Origin of the sequence: Amycolatopsis sp. WAC 04169 (assembly GCF_003947535.1) — a bacterium.
In the GTDB taxonomy this organism is placed as follows: domain Bacteria; phylum Actinomycetota; class Actinomycetes; order Mycobacteriales; family Pseudonocardiaceae; genus Amycolatopsis; species Amycolatopsis keratiniphila.
This window is the reverse complement of sequence record NZ_QHJI01000014.1, coordinates 262,510-287,771: the sequence shown is the minus strand read 5'-3', so window position 1 is coordinate 287,771 and position 25,262 is coordinate 262,510. Positions and strand designations below refer to the sequence as shown.

Below are 25,262 nucleotides of genomic sequence, written 5' to 3'. Positions count from 1 at the left end.
CGAGGGCGCGGTCGACCGGGTTACGCGGGTTCGGGCAGCGGTTCGCCGGTCTCGAGCAGCGACTTGAGGCTCGACAGGATCGACGGCCAGCCGCCCTTGACCATCTCCAACGCGGTGCTGCCCCGGTCGAAACCGTCGTGAACCACGGTCAGCTTCACCGTGTCGCCGACGGGTTCGAGGTCGAACGTCACCTTCGACCGCGACTCGGCCTGGAGCTTCGCCGACACGTCGTCGTCGAGCCCGACCGACTTGGCGAACTCCGGCGTGAAGGTGTGCCAGGTGTAGGACAGCCGCCGGTACGGGTCGGACTCGATGACGACCTGTTCGGGATCCTCCAGCTTCACGCCGAGCTGCTCCCAGGCCATCGTCGACCCGGCCTTCCAGTCCGAGGTGAACTCGCAACCCCAGTACTGCTTGGTGAAGACCGGATCGGTGAGCGCCTGCCAAAGCCGCTCCGGCGTCGTCCTGATGTAGCTGGTGTACACGAATTCGTCGGTGCTCATGGGTTCCTGCTCCAATGCCTTCTTGAGGTCGGCGAGCGCGTCGACCCGGCCCTGGTGGTACCGGTCGATCCAGCGCTCGGCGATCGCGTTGATCGGCTCCGCGTTCACGTAGTGCAACTTCTCGCGGCCACGCCACACCGTCGTCACGAGATTCGCCGCTTCCAGCACGGCCAGATGCTTGCTGACCGACTGCCGCGCCATGTCCAGCCCCGCGCACAGCTCGCGCAGGCTCTGCCCGTTGCGGGCGTTCAGGTCGTCGAGCAACCGGCGCCTGCTCACGTCGGCCAGTGCCTTGAAGACCTCGTCCATGCCGCTCTCCCTGATATGCAGCCGCACGGCTGCCTTTGCAGATTAGGCAGCCGCGCGGCTGCATGTCAAGTAGTGGCCACGGGGGAACCATCACCACCTCCATCACACCCAAGACTTGAAGTGACGACGCAGGGCCCGCTGGGCATCGGCCAGACCACGAAAAGAGATGTCTCCACGGTTTATGGCGTTGAGCTCCTCGCGCCTGAGTACCTTCAAAACCTCCTCCAGCGTGATGGGAGCACCGGGGGCCGAGATAGGGATCAGTGGCATCTCGTCGCGCAGCAAGCGCCGCCAGGTATCCATGGTTTCCTCCACGCGTTCATCAAGGGCAGCACGAGAAACGAAAGTACTCAACACCACCGTGATCAGGTTCTGGATCTGTTTCTCGTTGACAATGAAGCGCCGGCGACGGATGACCTCGTGCAATGAGCTTTTCGAGATTGCATTCTTCCAGTCGCGTCGCTTTGTATCCTCGGCGATCTTGCGGTAGGACAGGCCACTGCGACGGATCAAGCTGTCCAGGTAGTCGACGAAAGCGGCCTGCGAATCGATTCGCTCAAGTAAATAGTTGCGGTCGGGATACACCTCCGGAGCATGGTCGGTTTCACGCAGGTGAAATACCGTATTCGCCTCACCGGCGTCTGACGACGAGGCGAGCCCATCACGAGCATCCTTGGCGATTCGATGGAGACGAGCGAAACGCAGAATCTGCTCATCCGAGCCAGAGCAGGCACGAACGATCCCGATATAGACCGTGACATCGAGCAATTCCTCGGCATCCGGGTTCCAAGCAGAAGCAAGGACCCCGCTCGGCATACCGGGAAGCGAAGCCTGGATTCGCGACATGTAGTCGTTGACCGGCAGAGTGCGCATCTCCCGATGGAGATTTCGCAGCGCGACCGCAGCCGGGTCGAGGTCGCCGCTCACGAGGGATTGACGACGCCCTCGGCCCGTGGTGGCGACATGATGGTCGCCCGAGCGGCCCGCAGGGCGCCGACGAGAACGCCGACAGCGAGCGCGGCGGCGGTCGCGGCGTCCAGCCCATGCCGAAGGAGAACAACCGTGAATCCCATGGTCGCCATGGCCAGGACCGCACCACTGCGACTGCCGGTCCGGCAGCAACGACGTGGCTGTGGAGACAGGGGGAACTGCATGAGAAAACCTTTCATATCGGTTTACCTAAGACGCGGGTGAGAATTCAAGATGCTCCACGATCCGGGTTCGTCGACATCAGGGGCGCGCACCCCAAGCCAGACGCCGACGGAGGCCCGACTCGCTGACACACGATTCAAGCCGAGGCCCGCCTGGGTCCACAAGCCAATGCGACGTGTCGAGCGTCCGTGTCTGTCCGGAACTTTTGTGCCCCCAGCGCGGCAAGTATTCAACACCACCACCGGGTGTGAGCTGGACTACTCGCCGTTTAGTCGCCGTCAGGGCTCTCCGAAAACAATGCGCAGCTCAACACGCTGGGCGGCTCCGTTATCCGCGCCACAGTCGCCGAGCATCACTTGCTCACGCCTGGCCATTCGAGGCGATCAGCGTTTAGATAACCCACGGCGCGATGCCGGCAAGCACCAATCGCCGCAGCGCTGCCGCCTTCTCGGTTCAGGCCTGTGACGCGGGTGAGTATCCGAGAAGCCGGGCCTCGGGCACCCGTTCGCGCAAACGCCACCCGAGGCCCGGCACCTTGCCTCGCCACTGGGACGAGCGGGCCCGCGCAGAATAATTCGACTATTTTCGCATCTGCGCGCTTCAATGCGCACAGAGTGCGATGAAGCCATGCGCGACAGTTGAAGAAGACACGAATGGGGGAACTTTTTTGGGTGTTTGCACTGACATAAGTAGTCTTGCGGACGATCACGTGACCGCATCGGGAAGTGATCCGGAGAGTGACGGGGGTTCTTCTCCGCGCAAGTCTGGGCCGCTGTGGCTCAAGGCGGTCACCAGGGAAGCAAGTGCCGGCCCGTGGCCTGGCGAGGTGCGCGAAAAGTCGCGCATCGAGAGGGGATCGAATGACGACCGGGATGACGGTAGTGCCCGTCACCATGCGCACGATCGTGCCCACTCGGCCAAGCCGACGCGGAAGAACGGTCTTGAGCGGCCTCGACTCCACTGACGATTTCACACATGCCGATCAGTTGACACCGGAACAGCGTCGCCTCATCTTGTTCTTGATCGTCGTCCTCAGCGACGACTTCGGCAGCCTGACCGGAACCTATGAACAGCTGGTCGCCACATACGCCGACCAGGACGGCCATTGGGCCTATGGCAAGACGATCACAGACCTGCGCAGCCTGATCAGCAAATGGCTCGGTAAATCCGCGGTACGTATCCCCTCGTGGGAGCGCATCACCGACACCCTGCGGGTATGGGTCGTCCCCGAAAAGTTGCCCGACTTCGTGGCGTTCGCGGCAGGTTTGTACTGCGACGCGACCCTTAAGGACACTCCCTCCGCCGAATATGAAGGCGCCATCCGCCGCCCTCTCTGGGCCAAGCAGTCCTCGGTCACCGTGGCGACCATCCGACGTTTCATCTCGGCGTTCTCCCCTGACGGAATATCGTCTCCGCGAACTCTTTTGCGCAACCGCGACGATGAAGAACCCCTGGTACCCGTACCAAAGGGCACCGAAGCGGCATACCGGCAGAGCGATGTTCTTCTCCAGGAGGTCCACGTCCTCAAAGTGTTGCTGGACATGAAAACCCGTACCTGCCGCCGCCTCGAAGAACAGGTCGAGCAACTCGAAGAGGAGATCGCCGCCCATCAAAGCGATACGGCCCATCAACGACGCCGCGCCGGTGAACATGAAAGGCTTCGTGAAGACTTTCTCGATCTCATGGCTCGCAACTCGGCTCTCGAAGAGTTGCACATGACCATGCTCCGGATGCTTCATCCGCATGCGTCTCACGAGGTACTGAACCGTCTCGTCGCCGAGCAAATTCGTGAGTCCACTCCGCGCCATCGTGGTTCGAGTGTCAAGATTCGCGACCACCATCGCGAACTCGGCGGATCACCTGCGCGCCGGCGAACGTCAGACTTGCTTTACAACGACCAGACGCCCGCGACCTTCCCCGCCGCTAGCCGGCGTGACCGACACCATCGAGGGAGCTGACGTTCGAAGGCGGGCAGCCGCCCTAAGCCTGGCGCCCAGCCGCTCGATCCGTGCGCCATCGGATCGGCACTGGCCGACCGCGGCCGTAGGGCCCGCGAACGCCCTGTCACGTTTCCGGCGGCTCCCTCGTCCACGTGGTGACACCTCCACACGAAGGAGTTCACATGCCGACCCCGTTGCGCGTCGCGATCGCCGTGCAGACCCTGGCCGTCTTCCTCACCCCGATCTCCGCCGGGCTCCTGCTGACCGTGCCGAGTGGCCACACCCTGCACAGCGCCACGGCCTACACGCTGTTCGTCGTCGCGACGCTGCACGTGCTCGTCGCGATCCTCGTGTGGCGGCCGGGCGGCGGCTCCGCCAAGCCGATCCTGCCCGCGGCCGTGTTCCTCGGTCTCACGCTGGTGCAGGTGTTCCTCGGGATCGCGCACGCGACGGCGGTCCACGTCCCGCTCGGCGTCCTGTTGTTCGGCTTCAGCCTCGTGCAGCTGACCCGGATCCGGCCCCTGCCACGGGAAGCGGCGGTCACGGCGGCGCCTTGATGACCGCGGTGAAGGTCTGCCGATCCATGCGTCCCTTCATCCGAGATACTTGAACGCGCAACCAAATGCGAGTACTAGTGGCACCAAGGCCGAGACGGCCCGTCCATACCTCAGGGGAGTATCGATGCGTCTTGGGTTCAGCCTTCCGGTGTTCGGCAAGGCGGCGGCCACACCAGGTGGGATCGCGCGGTACGCGCGTACGGCGGAGCAGGCCGGGGCGGCCAGTCTCTGGGTCGGCGACCGGTTGCTGTCGCCGGTAAACCCGGAGGTGGCCTACCCGGGCTACGACACCATGCCCGAGGAGTTTTGGACCGCCCAGGATCCGTTCACCGCACTGGCCGTCGCCGCCGCCGTGACCGAAACCGCGATCCTCGGGTCCAGCACCATCAACGCGACGCAGTACCAGCCTGCCAACTTCGCCCGGCTGCTGACCAGCATCGACGTGGCCAGCAACGGCCGGCTGCTCCCCGGCCTGGGCATCGGCTGGTCACCCGACGAATACGCGGCCGTCGGTGTTCCGATGGCGGAACGCGGCAAGCGGCTGGACGACCTACTCGACCTTCTCGACACCTGGTGGACCAAGGACACCGTGGCACACAACGGCATCGGCTACACGATTCCGGAGACTCACGTCCACCTGAAACCGGTACGCAAGCCGCCCGTGCACCTGGCCGGGTTCGGTGAGAGGGCACTGCGCCGGGTCGCCGAGCGGGCGGACGGCTGGCTGCCGGTCTGGACGGTGCCCGAAACCATCCCCGCCGACATGCTCACCTCCACCCTGGCCAAGATCCGGGCCGACGCCGAACAAGCCGGTCGCGACCCGCGGACACTGGGCGTGGCGCTGCGAGTGAATGCCGCCCCGGACACGAAGCCGGAACTCATCGCCGAGTCGGTGACGAAGATCGTCGCGGCACTTGCGCCGGACCACACCTTCGTCGACCTCACCTACCTGACCAGCAGCGTGGAAGAACACATCGACCTCACCGGCCGCCTGCTGGAACTGACCGCCCGAGGCTGAAAGTGGCACGCCGGTGAAAACGGAGACGAAACGGAGGCCATAGGGCCATGAACAGGCCTCGCGAAACGCGAGGCATCAGCACGTCGATCTTGAGCCGCAAAGGGGGCTCGAACCCCTGACCTTCTGTTTACAAGACAGATGCTCTACCAGCTGAGCTATTGCGGCCTTGCCCAGGACAGCCTGGGCAAGGCAAGTATATCGGCGCCCGTTCAGCGCTCCGCAGGGCGCACCCGCGGGTCCCCGGCCACCGTCCGGAAGGCGTGCGCGAACGTCACGGCGGTCGCCGGGTCGCGGCGGTCGGCGACGTAGTACCAGTTCATCCGGACGGCGTCCGGCGTCACTTCGAGGACGCCCGGGCCGTGCGAGTCGAGTTCCACGAAGCGCACGTGCGGGTTCAGCGCGCGGATCGCGGCTTCGACCTTCAGCGAGCCGGTCCGCGGCGGGACGCCGAGTTGCTCGTCGATGTTGTCCGAGGTGACCGACGGGCACACGAACTCGACGGCGACGCTCGCTCCGTCCCGCGGCACGTCGTTCGCCCACGACGAGTGGACGTCGCCGGTCAGGAACACCGTGTTGCCCCGGCCCTGCGCGGCGATGGTGTCGAGGACCCGGCGGCGGTCGGCGGTGTAGCCGTCCCATTGGTCGGTGTTGACCGTGGTCGGCTGGCCGTCGAGCAGGTCGTCGAGCGCGAGCCGTTCGCGGGCGGGCAGCGCGGGGATCTTGATCGGCGTGACCATCACCGAGTTCCCGATCAGGTTCCAGGACGCGGTCCCGCGCGCGAGGCCGTCCAGGAACCACTGCCGCTGATCGGCACCGAGGATGGTGTCCTCCGTCGAGACCGGGCCTGGCTGCCGGGTCCGGTACGTCCGCAGGTCGAGCATGGTCAGGTCGGCCAGCTTGCCGAATTTGAGCCGCCGGTACAGCCGGTCACCGCGATGCCGCACCGGCATCCATTCGAAGTACGCCCGGTGCGCGGCCCGCATCCGGTCCGCCCAGTCACCCTCGGTCGCCGGGTCGTGTGACGGCGATCCGCCGGACCAGGCGTTGTCGGCGGCCTCGTGGTCGTCCCAGGTCGCGATCATCGGGTGGCGGGCGTGCAGCCGCCGCAGGTGCTCGTCGGTCTTGTACATCGCGTGACGTTGCCGGTAATCCGCCAGGGTGATCAACTCGTTGGGCGGTACCGAAGGCCGAAGATCACCCGCAGGGTTGGGATTCCCTTCGTAGAGGTAGTCACCCAGGTGAATGAAGGCGTCCAGATCGTCGCGGCCGGACAGATAGCCGTAGGGGGCGAAGTGACCGACAGCCCAGTTCGCACACGAGACCACGCCGAAGCGCAGGCTCTCGACGTCCTCGTCGCGCGAAGGCGCCGTGCGGGTCCGGCCGGTCTGCGAGACCTTCCCCTGAGACGTGAACCGGTACCAATACCCGGTCGCCGCGCGCAGCCCGCCCGCCGTCACCTTCACCGTATGGTCGCGTTCCGGCCCGGTCCGAAGGTGACCGCGAGCGACGACGCGCGCGAAGCCGGCGTCGGCGGCAACCTCCCACCGGACGTCCACCACCGCCCCTTTTCCGGATCCCGGAACCGCCTCGGGCGAAGGGGTGACTCTGGTCCAGAGAAGGACCGAATCGGGCATCGGGTCTCCCGAGGCCACCCCATGCGCGAAAACCGGGGTCTCCGCCCCGCTAGATGCACCCGAAAGGGTGAATGCCGCCGCGGTTCCGGCGGCTGTCACGCTGGCCGCGCGAAGTACGGAACGCCTGCTCACAGAGGACGCCATGGCATGCAGTGTGCCGTAAACCGGCAAGGTCGCGATGATCTTCCTCCGACGTGGTGGACGCCACTTCGGGTTTCCTGCAACGGTCGAGGCACCGCCCCCGATGCTCCTCGGGAAAGTCCCTCGAACCAGAGTGAGGAGGTGGATCGATCATGAAGATCAACGAGCACACCACGGGAGCCAAGCGCGGCCAACGCGGTGCCGAAAAGAACCAGGACGAAACACCCGAACGTGGCGAATGGCTGCTGGAAGCGCCGCGCCAGCGTGACGGAGAGCGATCGATCCCCCAGGCTCGCTCGCACCGGCCGAACCTGCTGCGCCGCCGTGCCTGGCAGATCCTCGAAGCGCCGACGGCCGAGCAGCCCGCCGTCGACGTCGACGAGGCGATGGGCCCGCAGCCGCCGGACGACACCACGGTCAACTTCGTCCTGGATCTCGTCCTGCGCATCGGTGAGGTCCAGATGTCGAGCGGCGCCGGCGCCTCCGACGTCACCGCGACGATCATCGCGCTGACCTCCGCGCTCGGCCTCCCGCACTGCGAGGTCGACGTGATCTTCACGTCGATCACGGTGACCTGCCACCGCGGCACCGACATGGCCCCGGTGACGGCGTTGCGCGTGGTCCGTTCCCGCAGCCTCGACTACACGCGGCTCACCCAGACCGAGACCCTGGTCCGCCGGATCGTGCGCGGCAACATCGGCGCCGAAGAGGCCCAGCAGGAACTGCAGCGGATCACGACCGCGCCGCACCCGTACCCCCGTTGGGTGGCCACGGCCGCCTGGGGCGGACTGGCCGCGTTCATCACCCTGATCCTCGGCGGCAGCATCGACGTCGCGCTGGTCGCGCTGGTGATCAGCGCGGTCATCGACCGGCTCGGCCGGTTCTTGAACCGCTTCGCGCTGCCGTTCTTCTTCCAGCAGGTGATCGGCGGCCTGGTCGCGACACTGTCCGCGATGGCGATAGTCAGCAGCAACCTGCTCACCACGGACAAACCCACGCTGGTCGTCGCGGCGGCCGTCACCGTGCTGCTGTCCGGGCTCTCCACGGTTTCCGCCGTGCAGGACGCCATCACCGGCTACTACGTCACGGCGGCCGGGCGCACGACCGAGACCGCGCTGATGAGCGCCGGGCTGATCGCGGGCGTGGTGCTCGCCCTGAAGATCGCGGTACTGCTCGGCCTGCCGCTGACCCCGCTGCCCGAGGTCGTTTCCTCGACCCCGCAGCAGTTGCCGATCATCGTCATCGGCAGCGTCGGCGCGTCGGCCTGCTTCGCGCTCGCCTCGTATTCGACCCTGCGCGCGATGATCGTCGCGGGAGCGGCCGGGGCGATCGGCGGCGCGGTGTACGGCGCGCTGATGCTGACCGACTTCCAGGCCGTCAGCTCCTCCGCGGTCGCCGCGACACTGGTCGGTTTCTGCGGCGGCGTGCTCGCCAGGCGCCTCAAGGTGACGCCGCTCGTGGTGGCTGTGTCCGGCATCACGCCCCTCCTCCCCGGCCTCTCCACCTATCGTGGTCTATACCAATTGGGCGTCGAGCCCGGCGGGAACATCTCGACGCTGATGACCGCGGTCGCGATCGGGCTTGCCCTGGCAGCGGGTGTGGTACTCGGCGAATACCTGGCGCAACCGGTGCGCACGGGGCTCGGCAGGCTGGAACGCAAATTCGCCGGGCCGCGGATGGCGGGTCCGCTGGAACCCGCCGAACGACGCTTGGAGTGATCGCTCGGCGACGGGCCGCGGCCTCCTCGCGCGATAGGGTTTCCGCTTAGGGCAGCGACCCGCGATTCGAGGGAGCGGCTGGTGGACGAAGTGATTGCCGAGACGAGCAGAACGGCCTCCGCGGATTTCGTGGTGGTGGCGAACCGGCTCCCGGTGGACCTCGAACGGACCGCCGACGGAAGCAGGCGCTGGACGGCGAGCCCTGGCGGGCTGGTGTCCGCGCTCGAACCGTTCCTGCGGTCACGCAAGGGAGCCTGGGTCGGGTGGCCGGGTGTGCCCGACGTCGACGTCGAGGAGTTCGACGACGACGGCCTGGTGCTGCACCCGGTCTCCTTGACGTCGGACGACGTCCGTGACTACTACGAAGGCTTCTCCAACGCGACGCTCTGGCCGCTGTACCACGACGTGGTGGCGCGGCCGGTGTTCGACCGGAGCTGGTGGGAGTCCTACGTCCGGGTGAACCGGCGCTTCGCCGAGGCGAGCGCGAAGGTCGCCGCCGAGGGCGCGACCGTGTGGATCCAGGACTACCAGCTGCAACTGGTCCCGGCGATGCTCCGCGAGCTGCGCCCGGATCTCCGGATCGGGTTCTTCCTGCACATCCCGTTCCCCCCGGTCGAGCTGTTCATGCAGATGCCGTGGCGGACCGAGATCGTCCGCGGCCTGGTCGGGGCCGACCTCGTCGGTTTCCACCGGCCGGGTGGCGCGCAGAACTTCCTCTGGCTGGCGCGGCAGCTGGCCGGTCTCGAATCCAGCCGCGGCGCGGTCGGCATCCGCACCCGGCCCGGCCTGATGCAGGTCGGCGACCGCACGGTGCGGGTCGGCGCGTTCCCGATCTCCATCGACGCCATCGGCCTCGACAAACTCGCCAAGACCAAGGGCGTCGCCGAACGCGCCGCCCAGCTGCGCCGTGACCTGGGCAATCCGAAGAAGGTGCTGCTCGGCGTCGACCGGCTCGACTACACCAAGGGCATCGACCTGCGGTTGCAGGCGCTGCACGAGTTGCTGCACGAGGGCCGCGTCCGTCCGGAGGACGTCACGTTCGTCCAGCTGGCCACGCCGAGCCGCGAGCGCGTCGAGCACTACCAGCGGATGCGCGGCGACATCGAGCAGATGGTCGGGCGGATCAACGGGGAGTTCGCGCGCGTCGGTCACCCGGTCGTGCATTATCTGCATCAGTCCGTGAACCGGACGGAACTGGCCGCGTTCTTCTCCGCGGCCGACGTCATGGTGGTCACTCCCCTGCGTGACGGGATGAACCTCGTCTGCAAGGAGTACGTCGCCTGCCGCCACGACCTGGGCGGTTCGCTCGTGCTTTCGGAGTTCGCCGGCGCCGCGGCGGAGCTGACCAGCGCGCTCCTGGTCAACCCGCATGACCTGGACGGGGTGAAGAACGCCTTGGAGACTGCCATTACGCTCGACCCCGCAGAGGGACGCCGCCGTATGCGCGCCATGCGTCGACAGGTCCTCACGCATGACGTCGACCGCTGGGCGCGCTCGTTCCTCCAAGCGCTCGGTGCCGAACCGGCCGACTGATCCCCCTACCCCGCATAGTTTCCCGAGGAGAAATCGTTGACCGCCGAGGCACTGCCCGCCGAGCTGCGGCGTGCGATCGTTCAGGTCGCGCGCACCCCGCGGCTGCTGGTCGCCTGCGACTACGACGGCACGCTGGCTCCGATCACGGCCAACCCGGACGAAGCCCGTCCCCTGCCCGAATCGGTGGGCGCGCTCAGGTCGCTGGCCGGCCTGCACGAGACGACCACCGCGGTCATCTCCGGCCGCGCGCTGCGTGATCTCGCCACTCTTTCCCGCCTTCCGGCCGAGGTGAACCTGGTCGGCAGCCACGGGTCCGAGTTCGACATCGGCTTCATCCACGCGCTCGACGACAAGGCCCGCGAACTCCACAGACGGCTGGAGGCCGAGCTGGAGAACCTGGTGCTCGACGTGCCGGGCGTCTCGCTCGAAGTCAAGCCCGCCAGCATCGCGGTGCACGTCCGCCGCGCCGAGCACGAGGCGGGCCGCCGGGTCCTTCGCGATGTCCACAATGGACCTTCGAAGTGGGAGGGCGTGTCCACGACCGACGGCAAGGAGGTCGTCGAGCTCGCGGTCGTCCAGACGGACAAGGGCCGCGCGCTGGACACCCTGCGCCACCAGGTCGGCGCGACGGCGGCGGTCTTCCTCGGCGACGACGTCACCGACGAGAAGGCGTTCGCCCGGATCTCCGGCCCGGACCTCGGCGTGAAGGTCGGCGACGGCGAAAGCCTCGCCCAGTACCGGGTTCCGGACACCGTCGACGTCGCGATGGTGCTCGCCTTCCTGCTCGAAGAGCGGCGCAACTGGCTCTACGGCGAGCAGGCTCCGCCGATCGAGCGGCTTTCGCTGCTGGCCAACGAACGTTCGGTCGCGCTGGTCACGCCGGACGCCCGGCTGACCTGGCTGTGCCACCCCGGCCCCGACGCGCCCGCGATCTTCGCGGACCTGCTCGGCGGCGCCGGCGCGGGCCACTTCTCGATCAAGCCGCACCGCAACGGCCTGCCGCTCGGGCAGCGTTACCTGCCGAACACGATGACCGTCGAGACCCGCTGGTCCCGGCTGCTCGTCACCGACTACCTCGAGCCGGAGAGCCCCGCGCACCGCACGGATCTCGTCCGGGTGATCTCGGGCGAGACGGCGGCGGAGATCGTGTTCGCGCCGCGGCCCGAATTCGGCGGTGTGCCGGTGAAGCTGGTCGCCGAGGGCGACGGGATCCTGGTGCAGGGCACCTCGGAACCGTTCGCGCTGCGCTCGCCGGGAGTGACGTGGGAGATCACCTCCGACGGCATGAACGACACCGCGACCGCGCTCGTCACCCCCTCGCCGGAGAACCCGGTGGTGCTCGAACTCCGTTGTGGCACCTCGGATCTCGGCGAGCACGAACTGTCCGAAGTGGAGCGACGGGCCCGCGCGGGCGACTACTGGAGCACCTGGGCGCGGACGCTCAAGCTGCCCAGCGTCCAGACCGATCTCGTCGGCCGCTCGGCGCTCACCCTGCGCGGCCTGGTGAACACCGACACCGGTGGCGTGCTCGCGGCGGCGACGTCCTCGCTGCCGGAGGAGATCGGCGGCGTCCGCAACTGGGACTACCGCTACTGCTGGATCCGCGACGCGGCCATGACCGTGCGCGAACTGGTTCACCTCGGCTCGACCGAAGAGGCCGAAGGCTACCTGCGGTGGCTGCACGGCGTTCTGTCCACTTTGGCCGGTCCGGAACGGCTGCACCCGCTGTACACCTTGGCGGGCAGCGTGATCGGCGCCGAAGCGGTCATCGAATCGCTGCCGGGATACGCCGGTTCGCGGCCGGTGCGCGTCGGCAACCTGGCGAACCACCAGGTGCAGCTGGACGTGTTCGGCCCGGTCGTCGAACTCGTGCAGACGCTCGCGGAGGCGCGCGGCGAACTGCGCGACGAGGACTGGCAGATGGTGCGCGCGATGGCCGAGGCCGTCACGCGGCGCTGGAACGAGCCGGACCACGGCATTTGGGAGGAGCGGCACGTGCCGCGCCACCGGGTGTACTCGCGCGTGATGTGCTGGGTGACCATCGACCGGGCGATCAAACTGGGTGAGGTCTACGGCCGTGAGGTGCCGGGCGCGTGGCCTTCCCTGCGTGACGAGATCGCCGCGGACGTGCTGGAGAAGGGCTGGAACGAAGAGGTCCAGGCCTTCACCACCGCCTACGACGGAACGGACCTCGACGCCGCATCGCTGTTCGTCGGGCTGACCGGGCTGATCGATCCGGCCGACCCGCGCTTCCAGTCCACGGTGACCGCGATCGAGGCGGAACTGCGCAGTGGCTCCACCGTGTACCGGTACCGCCGCGACGACGGCCTGCCCGGCGGCGAGGGTGGTTTCCACATCTGCGCGGCCTGGCTCATCGAGGCGTACCTGCTCACCGGGCGGCGCACCGAGGCGGAGGAACTGTTCACGCAGATCGTCGACGCCGCGGGCCCGACCGGCCTGCTGCCCGAGCAGTTCGACCCGATCGCGGAGCGCTCGCTGGGCAACCACCCGCAGGCGTACTCGCACATCGGGCTGATCCGGTGCGCGAACCTGCTTTCCCAGTAGGAGCCGAAGGACGCTTTCCCCGCATGCGATGCGGGGAAAGCTCCCTTCAGCCCCCGGCGACCGACGGAATGATCTGGACTTCCTCCGCCTCCGCGAGCGAGGTCTTCGCACCGTCCAGACGGCGGCACTCCTCACCGTCCACATAGAAGTTCACGTACCGCCGCAGCGCACCCGTCTCGTCGCGCAGACGCCGTTCCAGCGCGGGGAAACCGGCGCCGAGCGAGTCCAGGACCGCGTCGAGCGTCGGAGCGTCGACGTCGAGCGTCCCCGCCCCGCCCGCGAGCGGCCGCAGCATCGCGGGCAGCAGGACCCGGACCATCTAGACCACCTGGGCCCGGACGCACAGCACGTCCGGCAGATGCGCGGCCACCTGATGCCAGGTTTCGCCCCCGCCGGGACCGGCCCACACCTCACCGGATCGCGTGCCGAAATAGATGCCGTCCCGCGCGTCGGCGCACATGCCGTCCCGGAGCACACCGGCGTAGAAATCCTCGTCCGGCAAGCCGTTTCCGAGCGCCGTCCAGGTCTCGCCCGCGTCCTCGCTGCGGTAGACGCGGCAGCGGCCCTCCGGCGGGAACCGGAGCACGTCGGCCACCAACGGGAAGTTGTAGACGGTGTCCGGCTCGGTCGGATGGACGACCATGGCGAACCCGAAGTCGTTCGGCAGCCCGCCGGCGATCGACTTCCAGGTCTTCGCGTCGTCGTCGCTGCGGTAGACACCGCCGTGGTTCTGCAGGTAGAACCGTTCGGGCCGGGCCGGATGCATCGCGACCTTGTGCACGCACTGCCCGAATTCGGGTTCCTCGTCGGGCAGGAATCCCGCGCTGATCCCGCGATTCGACGCCGTCCAGCTCTTGCCGCCGTCCTCGGTCCGGTAGACGCCGCCCGTCGACATGGCGACGGTGATCCGCTGGGAGTCGGTGGGATGCGGCAGGATCGTGTGGATCATCTGGCCACCGCCCCCGGGAGTCCAGTGTGGACGGTGCTCGTGATTCCACAGCCCGCGTACGAGTTCGAAGGTCTCGCCGCCGTCCTCGGACCGGAACAGCGCGGACGGCTCGACACCGGCGTAGACGACGCCACCGGCGAGCACGAGCTGCCAGATGCCTTCGAGTGCGATATCCGTGTCGGCGGGGAAGGCGACCGGGGCGTGATCGGGCTCGGACCAGGTCTCGCCGAAGTCCTCCGACGTCGCGATGGTCGGTCCGAAGTGCTCGTTGACCGCGGCCGCGTAGATCTTGCCGGGGGTCAGCGCGACCGCGCGCACGGCCTCCATCGGGAACTTCGGCTCGGAGAGTTCCCAGTTCTCGCGATCCTCGCTGCGGGCGAGGAACAAGCCCTTCCTGGTACCGATCCCCAGCTGGAACTCCACGACGCCGTCCTCCTCGCTCCGGTTATGTGACCCAGGTCACCGTACTACCCGGAGCGCGGAAATGGAGGCGTCGCGCCGGCTGCTGTCCAAGGGGTCGTGGCCTTCGCCTTCTCGGGAGAACGAGGGTCACAGACGAGCAGCCGGCGCGACGGGCTTTCGGGGCGGTCAGGTGCCGCCGATCAGGCGCAGGGCGAGATCGGGGCTGAACTGACCGGCTTCGACGTTCGGCGCGATCCCGCACTTGCCGTCGGAGTCGCCGGGCACCTTGACCCAGAGCAGCATCTCGGCGCCGCCGCCGGTCTGCGAGGTCGCCCCGAGCTTGCGCCCGGCCGGGTTGCACCATTCGGAGCCCAGCGGGCCGTTGCCGTTGCGGCTCGTGTCGATCACGAACGGCTTGGTGTAGCCGTACTTGCTCGACAGCGCGGCGCTGACGGCCTTGCCGTAGTTCGCCGAGTCGGTGGTGGTCTTGTAGTTCGACACGTTGATCGCGAGACCGCGGATCGACTTCACCCCGACGGCGTTGAGCCGGTCGGCCATGGTCGCGGCCGGGATCCAGGTCGAGTTGCCGCCGTCCATGTAGGCCCAGGTGTTCGGGGCCTTCGCGGCGAACTGCTCCGCGGCGTACTTGAGGAGGTCGAGGCGGGTCTGGCGCTCACCGGTGGGCAGGCAGTCGACCTGCGCGAGCGCGTCCGGCTCGATGACGACGACCGCGGGCTTGCCGCCGATGCCGTCGGCGAAGTTCGAGATCCAGGTGCGGTAGGCCTCCGGGCTGCCCGCGCCGCCACCGGAGTGACCGCCGCAGTCGCGGCCGGGGATGTTGTAGGCGACCAGGATCGGCAGCTTGTCCGCGACGTCGGCGGCGTAGGTGTAGCCGTCGACGGCCTTCTTGACGTCGCCGCTCCAGTTGCCGAACCAGCGCGCGCCCGCCTTCGTGGAGATGGCGGCCTTGATCTTGTCGGCGGTGCTGCCCGGGTGGTCCCTGACCCAGACCGCGGGGTTGGAGTTCGGGTCAACGTAGAAGCCGTTGGTCTTCTCGAGCGGGTTGCCGTCGGCGGCCATGGCCGGCGTGGCGACCAGGGCCAGCAGAGAGGCGGCCAGCAGACCGAGCGTCTTGATGCGCATGTGCCCCAGCTTCGGGCCCTCCCGTACAAGATTCGTACAACCCACGCGTTTCGTCCTCCGGACGCATCCAGAGGACGAAACGCGGCGTGGGTCAGGCCGAGTAGCCCTTCGGCGGGATCAGGGTGGCGAGCTGGTTGAAGGTGAGCCAGTAGATCTGGTTGCCGCCGAAGTTGGCCGGGTCGGCGATCTTCACCGTCATGTTGTCGCTGTTGTAGCCGATGATCGTGAAGTAGTGGTAGATCGTGTAGTTCGGGTAGCCCGGCGGGTGGTTGTTCGCCGGGGCGACGATGTTCGCGACGATCGCGTAGCCCTTGTCGATGTCCAGCACGATGTCGCGCCACAGCAGGTCGCGCTGCGCCTGCGTCGGCGGGTCGTTCGGCATCTCCTTGGTCTCGTACCAGCCACCGGCGACGTGGTTGTTGAGGACGCGGGTGACCTGCCCGATCCAGTCGGTGCCGTTGGTGGTGGTCGGCAGTTCGTTCGCGAGCTGCTGCTGGCTCGGCGGATTGCCGTTCTTGGCCGAAATGGCGATCCGGGTGGCGGCCGGGCCGCACCAGTACCCGGTCTCCTGGATCTGGTACTGGATGTTGAGTTCGGCGGCCGCCCTGACCCCTTCGACCTTGGCGGGCGGCGCCATCGACTCCACATCGACGACTGTTTCACCTTGAGCGACGGCCACCGCCGGAGCGGTGATCAGCGCGGACGCCGCGAGTGCGGCGACGACCACGATCCTGAGTCGACGCATGGTAATCCTTCCCCAGTTTCACTTTTGAATGGTGAATAGTGAACATGATCTCCGGTCGCGCGGCTTTTGTCTGCGGCTTCACCTGCGCTTTCCCCGTTCGGCCCACGACGAAAGTAGGATCGGATGAACGCTGGGAGGGGCATCGGGCAAGAGCGATCGTGCAGGTGATGAAAGACGATCACGAGCAGGCCGGCTCGCGTGGACCGGACAGGCCGGATCTGGGCGGCCCCGATCCCGCACCCGTCTTCGGCATGCTCTTCGACGCCCACGCGGCACCGCTGCAGCGCTATCTCGCGCGCCGCGTCGGCACGGAGACCGCGCACGACCTCGTCGCCGAAACGTTCCTCGTGGCGCTCCGGAGGCGCGAGACGTACCGCCCGGAGGCCGGGACAGCGCGAGCGTGGCTCTACGGCATCGCGACGAACCTGCTGCGTCATCATGTCCGCACCGAGATGCGGGCCCTCAACGCGACGGCCCGGCTCGCGGCCGTCGACCGGACGGTCTCGGCCGGGCACGACAGCCGGGTCGCCGAGCGGGTCGATGCCCAGTCCCGCGCGGCCCAGCTGGCGGGCGCCTTGGCCGAGCTGAGCGTCGCGGACCGCGACACCCTGCTGCTGGTCTCGTGGGCGGGCCTGGATCCCGGCGAGGTCGCCGAGGCGCTGGGGATTCCCGCCGGGACGGTGAGATCACGGCTGCACCGGATCCGGAGATGGCTGCGCGCCAACGCACCGGAGTCCACAAAGGACGGATCGAGCGAACAGGAGGAGGGCGAAAGTGCACGGCGATAGTGTCAGGAAGGTGTGGTCGGAGGCGGAACTCGACGAGGCGCTGGCCTGCCTCCACGCCGAACCGGAAACCCGGCGGGACGAACTGTCCCGTGCGAGGGCGGCGCTCCTGCGCGCCGCCGGCGAGGTCGAGGACGAACTGCTCCCGACACTCGCGCCCCCGGCGAGGAAACGGTCCGGCGCGTGGCGATGGATCGCCGCCGCGGCCGCCGCCGCATTGGTGTCCGGCGGGGGGATCGTGGCGACGAACGCCTTCACCGGCGGCGACGGCCCGGCACCGGCGGACCATTCGGTCGTCGGGCCGAACGAAGACGCGCTCGAATCCCTCCACGGCGACGACTTCCCGCTCCGCGACGATCAGTACCGGCTCGTCACGGAATCCACCTGGACCACACGCGTCACCAAGTCCGGGCTGGTCTACCAGACCCACGAGATCCTCGAACGCTGGCTGCCGGCGCCGGGCTGGAAGCCGGTCAAGAGCCGGTTCACCGGCACCGGCGAGATCCGCTGGATCAAGGGCGACTACCAGACGGCGAAGAGAAACGGGGAAGCATTGCCGGGCCCGTCGTCCTCGGTCAGCGTGAACGACGGGCCGCCGCCGACCACCACCACGACGTCGCCACCGCCACCTCCGGCCCTCCCACCCCAGGACCGGCTGCCCTCGGAGAGCGGCTGGACACACCCCGCCACGGACTTCCTCAAGGAACTGCCCATCGACCCCGGGAAGATGGCCGACCGGCTCCGCCACGACGGCATCTGGCCGGACGGCCGTCCCGCGGAACAGCCGAACTCGGCGCCCGAGATGTTCGAGATGGCCTTCAACGTGCTCCGCTCGTCCCAGGGCTTCGGCGCGCAGCGGGTGGCCCTGTGCAAAGCGCTCGCGAGAATGCCCGGCATCGCCCTGGAGACCGTGACGACTCCTGACGGACGGCCCGCGCTGTCGTTCTCGGTCACGATGCCCGACCGGACACGCACGTTCATCGTCGACCGGGCGACGGCGGCCGTCGTCGGGAGCCGCGCCGTCCGGTCGAACGACATACGGGAGGGCTGGCCGGGGCTGACCCTGTTCGACACGACGATCTCGGTGGTGATCACCGACGACGACGGCCCCGAGCCCAGCTAAGCGCCTTCCACTTGTTCATCCCCGGCACGGCGGTTACACCGGCCAGGCCGGTCATCAAGGCGGCCGCGGTGACCATCACCTGCCATAACCACGATCCCGACCAGGTCACATCCCTCGTCCACCACGAATTCGACGGGACCACAGGGGATCTTCTTCTTCGGCTTCGTTTCGGAGAACGAAATGTAGATTCCGTTTCGCAGTCGCCAGGATTCGAGATTTCGGGCTTCTTGCACGACCGCCCGCCGTGGAATTCGACGTGGCCCTGGCTCCCACATCGACACATCCACCTTGGGGCCGAAGGCAATTTTCGGAAGGTCTCCGATCGAAACAACCGGCAGGTCGTCGGTATCACTCGCCGACTCATGGGTCGAGGCAACTGGATTTCTGAGCACCGAAAGGCCGACGATTTCCGCCGACATGGGATCTATCCTCAATTCGACATAGCCGCCGGCGAAGCCCTTTTTTCGGTCTTCAATGCATAACCAGAGGCCGGATCCGGCAATCTTGCAGGGCACCCACGCCACCGTGAACGGCACGTTTTCGACACGGGAAACCACCGCATCCCTTGCTTCACCGAACGAAGCCACCTTGACCACCATTTGTCGTCAGTCCCCGGAAATCCAAACGTAACCCCTTCGCCGCTCCACCGAGTAGAAGAACTCGCGAATTCTGTTCACGTCGGAGCGCAGTTCCGGATGTCGCGCCAGCATGCCCGTCGATTCAGCGCTGATCCTGGCGAGCTGCGAGACGTTGAACATCGTGTCGGCGTAACTGTGCACGCCATCCAGAAGTTCACCCGTCTTCGCGACGTCGACAAGCCTCAGCAGAGACTCCGTCACCTCTCGGCCAGGGTCGCTTCGGCCATGCATTTGATCTTCGGAAAACACCTTCATCTCGGCACACCTCTTGAATTCAGCTGCTCCACGGCATATCACTTGGGAGCGTTTGCGCCGTACGAGCGGCCGCTTTGTGGCGTCCGTCGCCGCCCATCCGCGTCGGCACGCGCTTGATCCGCCGCGGAGGCGACGGCGATCTGTCCACTCGTGCCCCTAACGAGCGTGTTTCGCGGCGTTGAGCGCGCTCGCGACGTCACCGACCTCCAACACCCGGATGCCCGGCGGGATCTTGCCGGAATCCGGCGGGACCAGCGCGTACGTGAAACCGAGCCGGGCGGCCTCCGCGAGCCGCCGTCCGACGCTCGGCACCCGCCGGACCTCACCCGAGAGCCCGACCTCGCCCATCGCGACGAGTTTGGGCGAGAGCGGGGTGTCCCGCGCCGACGACATCAGCGCCAGCACCACGGCGAGATCGATGCCGGGCTCGGTGATCTTCATGCCGCCGACCGTCGCGACGTAGACGTCCTTGTCGCCGACCTTGATGCCGGCCCGCTTCTCCACCACGGCCAGCACCATCGCGACACGTGCCGAATCGAGGCCGCTCACCGCGCGCCGCGGCTGCGGTGACTGGGTCGCCGACACCAGCGCCTGCACCTCGCCCAGCAGCGGCCGCTTGCCCTCCATGGTCACCGTGACCGCGGTGCCCGCGACCGGCTCCGCGGTGTGGCTCAGGAACAGCCCCGACGGGTCGGGCACGCCGACGATGCCCTCCTCGACCAGTTCGAAGCAGCCGATCTCGTCGGCGGCGCCGAAGCGGTTCTTGATGCCGCGCAGCATCCGCAGCGTCGAATGCTTGTCGCCCTCGAACTGCAGGACCACGTCGACCAGATGCTCCAGCACGCGCGGCCCGGCGACCGACCCGTCCTTCGTGACATGGCCGACCAGCACGATGGGCAACCCACGCTCCTTGGCCAGCGCGACCAGCCCGGAGGTGACCGCGCGGACCTGGGTGACCCCGCCCGGCGCGCCCTCCACCTGCGGGGAGGCCATGGTCTGGACCGAGTCGACGATCAGCACCCCCGGCTTCACCGCGTCGACGTGGCCGAGGATCGCGGAGAGATCGCTCTCGGCCGCGAGGAACATCTCGTCGTGGACGTTGCCGGTGCGCTCGGCACGCAGGCGCACCTGCCCGGCCGACTCCTCGCCCGTGACGTACAGCGCGCGGCCCGCGGTGGCCGCCCACTGGTAGGCGACCTCCAGGAGGAGGGTCGACTTGCCGACACCGGGCTCCCCGGCGAGCAGGATGACCGCGCCCGGCACGAACCCGCCGCCGAGCACACGGTCCAGCTCGGAGACCCCGGTGGGCTTCGCGCGCGCCGTCTCGACGTCGACCTCGCCGATCGGACGCGCGGGGGCACTGGGCGCGCCGGCCGCGACCCTGGCTATCGCGGGGCGGGCGTCACCGCGTTCTTCGAGCGTTCCCCACGCCTGACATTCGGGGCAGCGCCCGACCCACTTCGGCGCCTCGTACCCGCACTCACCGCAGCGGTAGGTGCTGCCTTTCTTGACCACCCCGCGAGGCTAGCGGCCACCACCGACAAACCCGGGGAGCGACAAGTACATGAAGGCCCCCTTCATTGCGTCTAGCGCTGTGAAGGGGGCCTTCATGTACTTGCGAGAGATCTAGTGCCCGCCGCCCTTGGCTTCCTTCTCCGGCGCGGGCGCCCGGCTGCCCGGGTGCGACGGCGCCGCGACCGGCAGGTCCACGGTGATGGAGCCGGAGTTCTTGAAGACGAAGGTGACCTTGATGGTCTGGCCCGCCCACACCGGCTGCTTCAGCCCCTGCAGGACGATGGTGGCCTTGCCCACCTGGTCCGGCGCGTTGGTCTGCTCCGGGCCCACGGACGGCGTGACCGTCCCGGCGGAGCTCGACGGGGCCCCGGAAGACGAGGGCGCCCCCGACGAGGACGGCGCGCCCGAGGACGACGGCGGCGCGGAGGACGGGGCGCTCGTCGGCGCGACCTCCTTGGTCGACTCGACCGCGTCGGACGGGCCGATCACGAGCGCGTGGCTCGCGGCGACGACCTTGGAGCCGGTGATCTTGGCGTCACCGGTGGCGGCTTCGGAGGAGACCGAGACGAGCTCGTCGTCCAGCTTGCCCTGGTTCACGATGGTCAGCGTCAGCGGCGCGGCGGCACCGGCCGGGTACGCCTGCCCCTCGGTCGGGAACTGGAGCGCGGCGTTCCGCAGCACCAGCTCCTTCGCCTGCGCGTACGTCCCGTTGACCGCGGGCTGCTGCGAGTCGGTCTGGGTGATCTGACCTGCACCGCAGCCGGCGAGCAAGAGCGCGGCGCCGAGCGCCAGCACACCTGCGCCGAACACGCGACGATTCTGCAGCCTCACGTCGGAGTCCTTCCATCTCACGGCCTCTTCACCGCGAAGACTAGCCGGGCGCCTTCGCGGACCAAGAACCCGGTGCGTGTTGGCACCCCACCAATGCGGTGACGTGCCCAAGATCAACCGTCCACAAAGGATTTGGAAATCGTTCGCTTCTCACCAGCGTGAGCATGGGCGAATTGGGTTTGTCAACCCCCGGGCGGACCACCGTCAGGCCGCTGACCTGCGACGACGATCGCGGGCCACTAGGTGGGCCTCGTCGGCACGTGCTAAGATGAATTCAGCGAAAGGGGCAGAGGACACATGGTTTTCAAGGTCGGAGAGACCGTCGTCTACCCGCACCACGGTGCCGCACTCATCGAAGCCATCGAGACCCGCGTGATCAAGGGCGAGGAGAAGAAGTACCTCGTCCTCAAAGTCGCGCAAGGGGATCTTACGGTTCGCGTGCCCGCGGACAACGCCGAGATCGTCGGCGTTCGCGATGTCGTCGGGCAAGAAGGACTGGACAAGGTTTTCGACGTTCTGCGTGCTCCGCACACCGAAGAGCCCACCAACTGGTCTCGTCGGTACAAGGCCAACCTCGAGAAGCTCGCCTCCGGCGATGTGAACAAGGTGGCCGAAGTGGTGCGCGACCTCTGGCGGCGAGAGAAGGACCGCGGACTTTCAGCCGGCGAGAAGCGCATGCTGGCGAAGGCGCGGCAAATTCTGGTCAGCGAGCTGGCGCTCGCGGAGGGCACCGACGAGGACAAGGCTGAAGTCCTCCTCGACGAAGTTCTGGAAACCGCGGCAGTCTGAACCGGCGGGTGTCCCACGCCGGGTGAGGCTGCGGGGGATACCTCTACGATCGCGCACATATGAGCACCGTCCATATGAGCACAATCGTGTTCGTCACTGTCGTTCGACACCATGCCTCCGACGCGGAGCTCGCTCTCGCGCCGGTCAATGGTGAAGCGTTACTCACGCACACTGTGCGGGGGCTGCTCGCTCTGCCGGATCTCGATCTGGTGGTCGTAGCGGCCCCCGAGCGGTGTGCTGATTTGTTTTCGGCCGCTTTGAGCGGCTTCGAGGAGCGTTGCCGGATAGTACCCGGCTCGTCGCTCAAGCATGCTTTCGACATCGTCGAAAAAGAGATCACCGGGAATCCGGTTTTCCTCGTGCACGACGCTCTGCGCGCTTTCACTCCCCTGGACACGGTCCGTGCCGTCACGGACGCGGTCCGTGCCGGATCTCCCTTCGTGGTCCCGGTACTGCCGATGGCGGACACCGTGAAGGTGACTGATGCGGCGAAAGTGATTACAGGGACCGAAGACCGCGCATACCTGCGTACGGCGCAAACCCCGCTCGGCTTCACCCGTGAGACTTTTCTCTCGTATGCCGCCAAGCCGTCTCTCGACGGCGCGCACACCGTCGCCGGGCACCCGGATGCGATGCGCGTCACCAATTCGTTCGAACTGAAGCTGGCCGAGGCGATCGCCCGGGCCGGGGAAGCAGAGGAAGTCCTGTGATCTGCGCGCGCCGCGGCACCCGAGCGGGCCGAAGAGCGCGCGGATGGCCGCGAGGCCCCGCTATCGCGGCGGCGGGGCGCCTTCGCCGGATTCCCGAGGCAGGTCGCTAACGTGCGCCCTGGCGACGCGATCGCGGTCGCGCGCGAACGGCGAGGAAAGAAGGAAGTGCTGTGAGGATCGGGAACGGCGTCGACGTCCACCCCGTCGAGGCGGGCCGCGAGTGCTGGATCGCCGGGCTCCTCTGGCCCGGTGTCGACGGTTGCGCGGGCCATTCCGACGGCGACGTCGCCGCGCACGCGCTGTGCGACGCGCTGCTGTCCGCGGCCGGGCTCGGTGATCTCGGCGCGGTGTTCGGCACCGGGAATCCGCGCTGGGCGGGCAAACACGGCGTCGAATTCCTCGCGGAGGCGCGGCGGCTGGTCGAGGCGGACGGCTGGACCGTCGGTAACGCGACCGTCCAGATCGTGGGCAACGCGCCGCGCGTCGGGAAACGCCGCGAAGAGGCGCAGAAGGTGTTGAGCGAGGCCGTCGGCGGGCCGGTGAGCGTCTCCGGGACGACGACCGACGGGCTCGGCCTCACCGGGCGCGGCGAGGGCATCGCGGCGTTCGCCACGGCACTGCTGCTGCCCTCGCAGGAATAGCCGCGGCCGGAAGCCGGTTCGGGCTGTCATGGCAGTCACACTTCCCGAACCGGTCCGAGCACTGGTGGACGGCAAGAACTTCGCGACCGTGGCCACGCTGGACGCCGACGGCGGCCCGCAGACCTCGATCGTCTGGGTGGGCCTCGACGACGGCGATCTGGTCTTCAGCGCCACCGAAGACCGGCTCAAGGTGCGAAACCTGCGCCGTGATCCGCGCGCGAGCGTCTCGATCACCGACGCGGACAACCCGTACCGGCACACGCAGCTGCGCGGCACGGTGACGATCACCCCGGATCCCGGGAAGACGTTGCCGAAGACACTCAGCCACAAGTACCTCGGCCAGGACCCGCCGCCGGAAGGCGACGAGGTCGAGCGGGTGATCGTCCGCCTGCGCGTCGAACGGATCGCCGGGAACGTGCGGTGATTAGGCTCTCGGGCATGGGTGTGACCTTCAACGACGCGACCAAGAAACTCCTCGACGGCAACAACTTCCCGATCCTCGCGACCATCAACGCCGACGGCTCCGCGCAGACGTCCGTGCTGTGGGCGAAGCGGGACGGCGACACGGTGGTCTTCGCGACCGTGCGCGGCCGTCTCAAGGAGCGGAACATGGCCAGGGACCCGCGGGTGTCCGTCTCGGTCTTCGACCAGGAGAACCCGTACGACTACGTCGAGATCCGCGGGACCGTGGAGATGACCGACGAGGGCGGGCGCGAGCTGATCAACGAGCTGTCGCACAAGTACCTCGGGAAGGACTACCCGGAGGAGCCGGCGGACGTCGTCCGCGTGCTGGTCCGGATCACGCCCACCAAGATCACCGGCAACGCGGCCTGACACGCGCCATGAAAGGTCCTTTCCTTGCAAAATTTGCAAGGAAAGGACCTTTCATCTCACACGCGAGGGGCGGCAGGAACCCCACGATCGTGGCTAATGTGGACCTCGTGACCTTTCGCGCTGTGTTGTTCGACTTCTCCGGCACGGTCTTCCGGCTCGAACAGGACGAGACCTGGCTCGCCGACCTCACCGACCACGAGGGCGAGAGCCTGGACCTCGAAGCCCAGACCGAACTGATGCGCCGGATGACCGCGCCGGTCGGCCAGGTCGTCGATCTCGACGAGGAGCACCTGCACGCCTGGAACCACCGCGACCGCGACCCGGTGCTGCACCGGAAGGTGTACCTCGAGGTCCTCAAGCAGTCCGGGGTGCCGCACGCCGACCAGGCCGTCGCGCTCTACACCCGGCTGATCGATCCCACCCAGTGGACGCCGTACCCGGACACCGAGGCCGTCCTCAAGGGAGTCTCGGGCAAGGGCGTGAAGCTCGGGGTGCTGAGCAACATCGCCTTCGACATCCGGCCCGCGTTCGGCCGCCGGGGCTGGGACGCCTACGTCGACGAGTTCATCCTGTCGTTCGAGGTCGGGGCGGTGAAGCCGGAGCCGGAGATCTTCCGCGCGGCCGTCGAGCGGCTCGGCGTCGAACCGGCGGAAACGCTCATGATCGGCGACAGCGAGGAAGCGGACGGCGCCGCGCGCGACATCGGCTGCTCGTTCGCGCTGGTAGAGCCGCTGCCGACGACGGAACGGCCGGACGCCCTGCTCAGCGCCCTGCGCACCCATAACGTGCTGTAATACGGTCACTGCGACACCGCTCACGCCGACCCCGTACC

General features: G+C 67.7%; 26 protein-coding genes and 1 tRNA gene. 14 read left to right on the top strand and 13 right to left on the bottom strand.

What is annotated here, in order from left to right; genetic code table 11:
- Nucleotides 1-20: 20 nt before the first annotated feature.
- The 3 genes from DMC61_RS36200 to DMC61_RS41270 all read right to left on the bottom strand — a co-directional run bounded on the left by DMC61_RS36200 (nt 21) and on the right by DMC61_RS41270 (nt 1,894).
- A complete protein-coding gene (locus tag DMC61_RS36200) occupies nt 21-812 on the bottom strand; it encodes an SRPBCC domain-containing protein (protein ID WP_125695025.1) in 792 nt (263 codons plus the stop codon).
- A gap of 102 nt (nt 813-914) precedes the next feature.
- On the bottom strand, nt 915-1,739 hold the full coding sequence (locus tag DMC61_RS36195; protein ID WP_125695024.1) for a hypothetical protein: 825 nt from the start codon (nt 1,737-1,739) through the stop codon (nt 915-917).
- Nucleotides 1,736-1,894, bottom strand: a complete 159-nt coding sequence (locus DMC61_RS41270) for a hypothetical protein (RefSeq protein ID WP_158634156.1) — start codon at nt 1,892-1,894, stop codon at nt 1,736-1,738. Before DMC61_RS41270 ends, DMC61_RS36195 begins: the two co-directional genes overlap by 4 nt.
- A gap of 930 nt (nt 1,895-2,824) precedes the next feature.
- On the opposite strand from DMC61_RS41270, the gene DMC61_RS36190 reads away from it, so the two are divergent.
- From DMC61_RS36190 to DMC61_RS36180, 3 genes are all read left to right on the top strand, one after another.
- Nucleotides 2,825-3,922 carry a hypothetical protein gene (locus tag DMC61_RS36190; protein ID WP_125695023.1) on the top strand — a complete coding sequence of 366 codons (1,098 nt, stop codon included), beginning with the start codon at nt 2,825-2,827 and terminating at the stop codon, nt 3,920-3,922.
- A 164-nt stretch (nt 3,923-4,086) separates the two neighbouring features.
- Complete coding sequence (locus tag DMC61_RS36185) at nt 4,087-4,461, top strand: hypothetical protein (RefSeq protein WP_125695022.1); 375 nt, start codon at nt 4,087-4,089, stop codon at nt 4,459-4,461.
- Between the two features lie 124 nt (nt 4,462-4,585).
- Entirely contained in the window at nt 4,586-5,479 is an 894-nt protein-coding gene (locus DMC61_RS36180; RefSeq protein ID WP_125695021.1) for a TIGR03619 family F420-dependent LLM class oxidoreductase, read from the top strand.
- A 92-nt stretch (nt 5,480-5,571) separates the two neighbouring features.
- Here DMC61_RS36180 and DMC61_RS36175 read toward each other — a convergent pair.
- A tRNA-Thr gene (locus DMC61_RS36175) sits at nt 5,572-5,644 on the bottom strand.
- A 44-nt stretch (nt 5,645-5,688) separates the two neighbouring features.
- Nucleotides 5,689-7,257, bottom strand: coding sequence for an alkaline phosphatase (locus tag DMC61_RS36170; RefSeq protein ID WP_255431761.1), 1,569 nt, complete (start codon nt 7,255-7,257; stop codon nt 5,689-5,691).
- Nucleotides 7,258-7,406: 149 nt separating this feature from the next.
- Between DMC61_RS36170 and DMC61_RS36165 the strand changes: the two genes are divergently transcribed.
- From DMC61_RS36165 to otsB, 3 genes are all read left to right on the top strand, one after another.
- Nucleotides 7,407-8,972, top strand: coding sequence for a threonine/serine exporter ThrE family protein (locus DMC61_RS36165; protein WP_125695020.1), 1,566 nt, complete (start codon nt 7,407-7,409; stop codon nt 8,970-8,972).
- Nucleotides 8,973-9,053: 81 nt separating this feature from the next.
- Complete coding sequence (locus DMC61_RS36160) at nt 9,054-10,505, top strand: trehalose-6-phosphate synthase (protein WP_016337688.1); 1,452 nt, start codon at nt 9,054-9,056, stop codon at nt 10,503-10,505.
- A 36-nt stretch (nt 10,506-10,541) separates the two neighbouring features.
- Entirely contained in the window at nt 10,542-13,070 is a 2,529-nt protein-coding gene (gene otsB / locus DMC61_RS36155) for a trehalose-phosphatase (RefSeq protein ID WP_016337689.1), read from the top strand.
- Nucleotides 13,071-13,116: 46 nt separating this feature from the next.
- On the opposite strand, the gene DMC61_RS36150 is transcribed toward otsB, so the two are convergent.
- The 4 genes from DMC61_RS36150 to DMC61_RS36135 all read right to left on the bottom strand — a co-directional run bounded on the left by DMC61_RS36150 (nt 13,117) and on the right by DMC61_RS36135 (nt 16,309).
- Nucleotides 13,117-13,389: a MoaD/ThiS family protein gene (locus DMC61_RS36150; RefSeq protein WP_016337690.1), complete on the bottom strand. Its 273-nt coding sequence runs from the start codon at nt 13,387-13,389 to the stop codon at nt 13,117-13,119.
- Complete coding sequence (locus DMC61_RS36145) at nt 13,390-14,442, bottom strand: exo-alpha-sialidase (RefSeq protein ID WP_125695019.1); 1,053 nt, start codon at nt 14,440-14,442, stop codon at nt 13,390-13,392.
- A gap of 165 nt (nt 14,443-14,607) precedes the next feature.
- Nucleotides 14,608-15,564: a glycoside hydrolase family 6 protein gene (locus DMC61_RS36140; RefSeq protein ID WP_125695018.1), complete on the bottom strand. Its 957-nt coding sequence runs from the start codon at nt 15,562-15,564 to the stop codon at nt 14,608-14,610.
- 91 nt (nt 15,565-15,655) lie between these two features.
- A complete protein-coding gene (locus DMC61_RS36135) occupies nt 15,656-16,309 on the bottom strand; it encodes a C39 family peptidase (RefSeq protein WP_125695017.1) in 654 nt (217 codons plus the stop codon).
- A gap of 158 nt (nt 16,310-16,467) precedes the next feature.
- On the opposite strand from DMC61_RS36135, the gene DMC61_RS36130 reads away from it, so the two are divergent.
- Both DMC61_RS36130 and DMC61_RS36125 read left to right on the top strand, forming a co-directional pair.
- Nucleotides 16,468-17,097, top strand: coding sequence for an RNA polymerase sigma factor (locus tag DMC61_RS36130; protein ID WP_199750180.1), 630 nt, complete (start codon nt 16,468-16,470; stop codon nt 17,095-17,097).
- Nucleotides 17,084-18,217, top strand: a complete 1,134-nt coding sequence (locus DMC61_RS36125) for a CU044_5270 family protein (RefSeq protein WP_125695015.1) — start codon at nt 17,084-17,086, stop codon at nt 18,215-18,217. Before DMC61_RS36130 ends, DMC61_RS36125 begins: the two co-directional genes overlap by 14 nt.
- Here DMC61_RS36125 and DMC61_RS36120 read toward each other — a convergent pair.
- The 4 genes from DMC61_RS36120 to DMC61_RS36105 all read right to left on the bottom strand — a co-directional run bounded on the left by DMC61_RS36120 (nt 18,214) and on the right by DMC61_RS36105 (nt 21,456).
- Nucleotides 18,214-18,816: a hypothetical protein gene (locus DMC61_RS36120; protein ID WP_125695014.1), complete on the bottom strand. Its 603-nt coding sequence runs from the start codon at nt 18,814-18,816 to the stop codon at nt 18,214-18,216. The genes DMC61_RS36125 and DMC61_RS36120 overlap by 4 nt on opposite strands.
- 6 nt (nt 18,817-18,822) lie before the next feature.
- Nucleotides 18,823-19,110, bottom strand: coding sequence for a hypothetical protein (locus DMC61_RS36115; RefSeq protein ID WP_125695013.1), 288 nt, complete (start codon nt 19,108-19,110; stop codon nt 18,823-18,825).
- 156 nt (nt 19,111-19,266) lie between these two features.
- The gene (radA, locus tag DMC61_RS36110; protein WP_016337697.1) at nt 19,267-20,625 is read right to left on the bottom strand and encodes a DNA repair protein RadA; all 1,359 of its coding nucleotides are present in this window, start codon (nt 20,623-20,625) and stop codon (nt 19,267-19,269) included.
- Nucleotides 20,626-20,736: 111 nt separating this feature from the next.
- Entirely contained in the window at nt 20,737-21,456 is a 720-nt protein-coding gene (locus DMC61_RS36105) for a hypothetical protein (protein ID WP_125695012.1), read from the bottom strand.
- A 297-nt stretch (nt 21,457-21,753) separates the two neighbouring features.
- Here DMC61_RS36105 and DMC61_RS36100 point away from each other — a divergent pair, with 297 nt between their 5' ends.
- The 6 genes from DMC61_RS36100 (at nt 21,754) to DMC61_RS36075 (ending at nt 25,224) form a co-directional block, all read left to right on the top strand.
- Nucleotides 21,754-22,245, top strand: coding sequence for a CarD family transcriptional regulator (locus tag DMC61_RS36100; RefSeq protein ID WP_005165253.1), 492 nt, complete (start codon nt 21,754-21,756; stop codon nt 22,243-22,245).
- Nucleotides 22,246-22,304: 59 nt separating this feature from the next.
- Complete coding sequence (locus tag DMC61_RS36095) at nt 22,305-22,955, top strand: 2-C-methyl-D-erythritol 4-phosphate cytidylyltransferase (RefSeq protein WP_370456443.1); 651 nt, start codon at nt 22,305-22,307, stop codon at nt 22,953-22,955.
- A gap of 170 nt (nt 22,956-23,125) precedes the next feature.
- Nucleotides 23,126-23,596 carry a 2-C-methyl-D-erythritol 2,4-cyclodiphosphate synthase gene (ispF, locus tag DMC61_RS36090; protein ID WP_125695011.1) on the top strand — a complete coding sequence of 157 codons (471 nt, stop codon included), beginning with the start codon at nt 23,126-23,128 and terminating at the stop codon, nt 23,594-23,596.
- A 28-nt stretch (nt 23,597-23,624) separates the two neighbouring features.
- Nucleotides 23,625-24,020 (top strand): PPOX class F420-dependent oxidoreductase, encoded by a 396-nt coding sequence (locus DMC61_RS36085; protein ID WP_125695010.1) that lies wholly within the window; start codon nt 23,625-23,627, stop codon nt 24,018-24,020.
- Nucleotides 24,021-24,034: 14 nt separating this feature from the next.
- Nucleotides 24,035-24,430, top strand: coding sequence for a PPOX class F420-dependent oxidoreductase (locus DMC61_RS36080; RefSeq protein WP_016337701.1), 396 nt, complete (start codon nt 24,035-24,037; stop codon nt 24,428-24,430).
- A 107-nt stretch (nt 24,431-24,537) separates the two neighbouring features.
- The gene (locus tag DMC61_RS36075; protein WP_125695009.1) at nt 24,538-25,224 is read left to right on the top strand and encodes an HAD family hydrolase; all 687 of its coding nucleotides are present in this window, start codon (nt 24,538-24,540) and stop codon (nt 25,222-25,224) included.
- Nucleotides 25,225-25,262 lie beyond the last annotated feature (38 nt).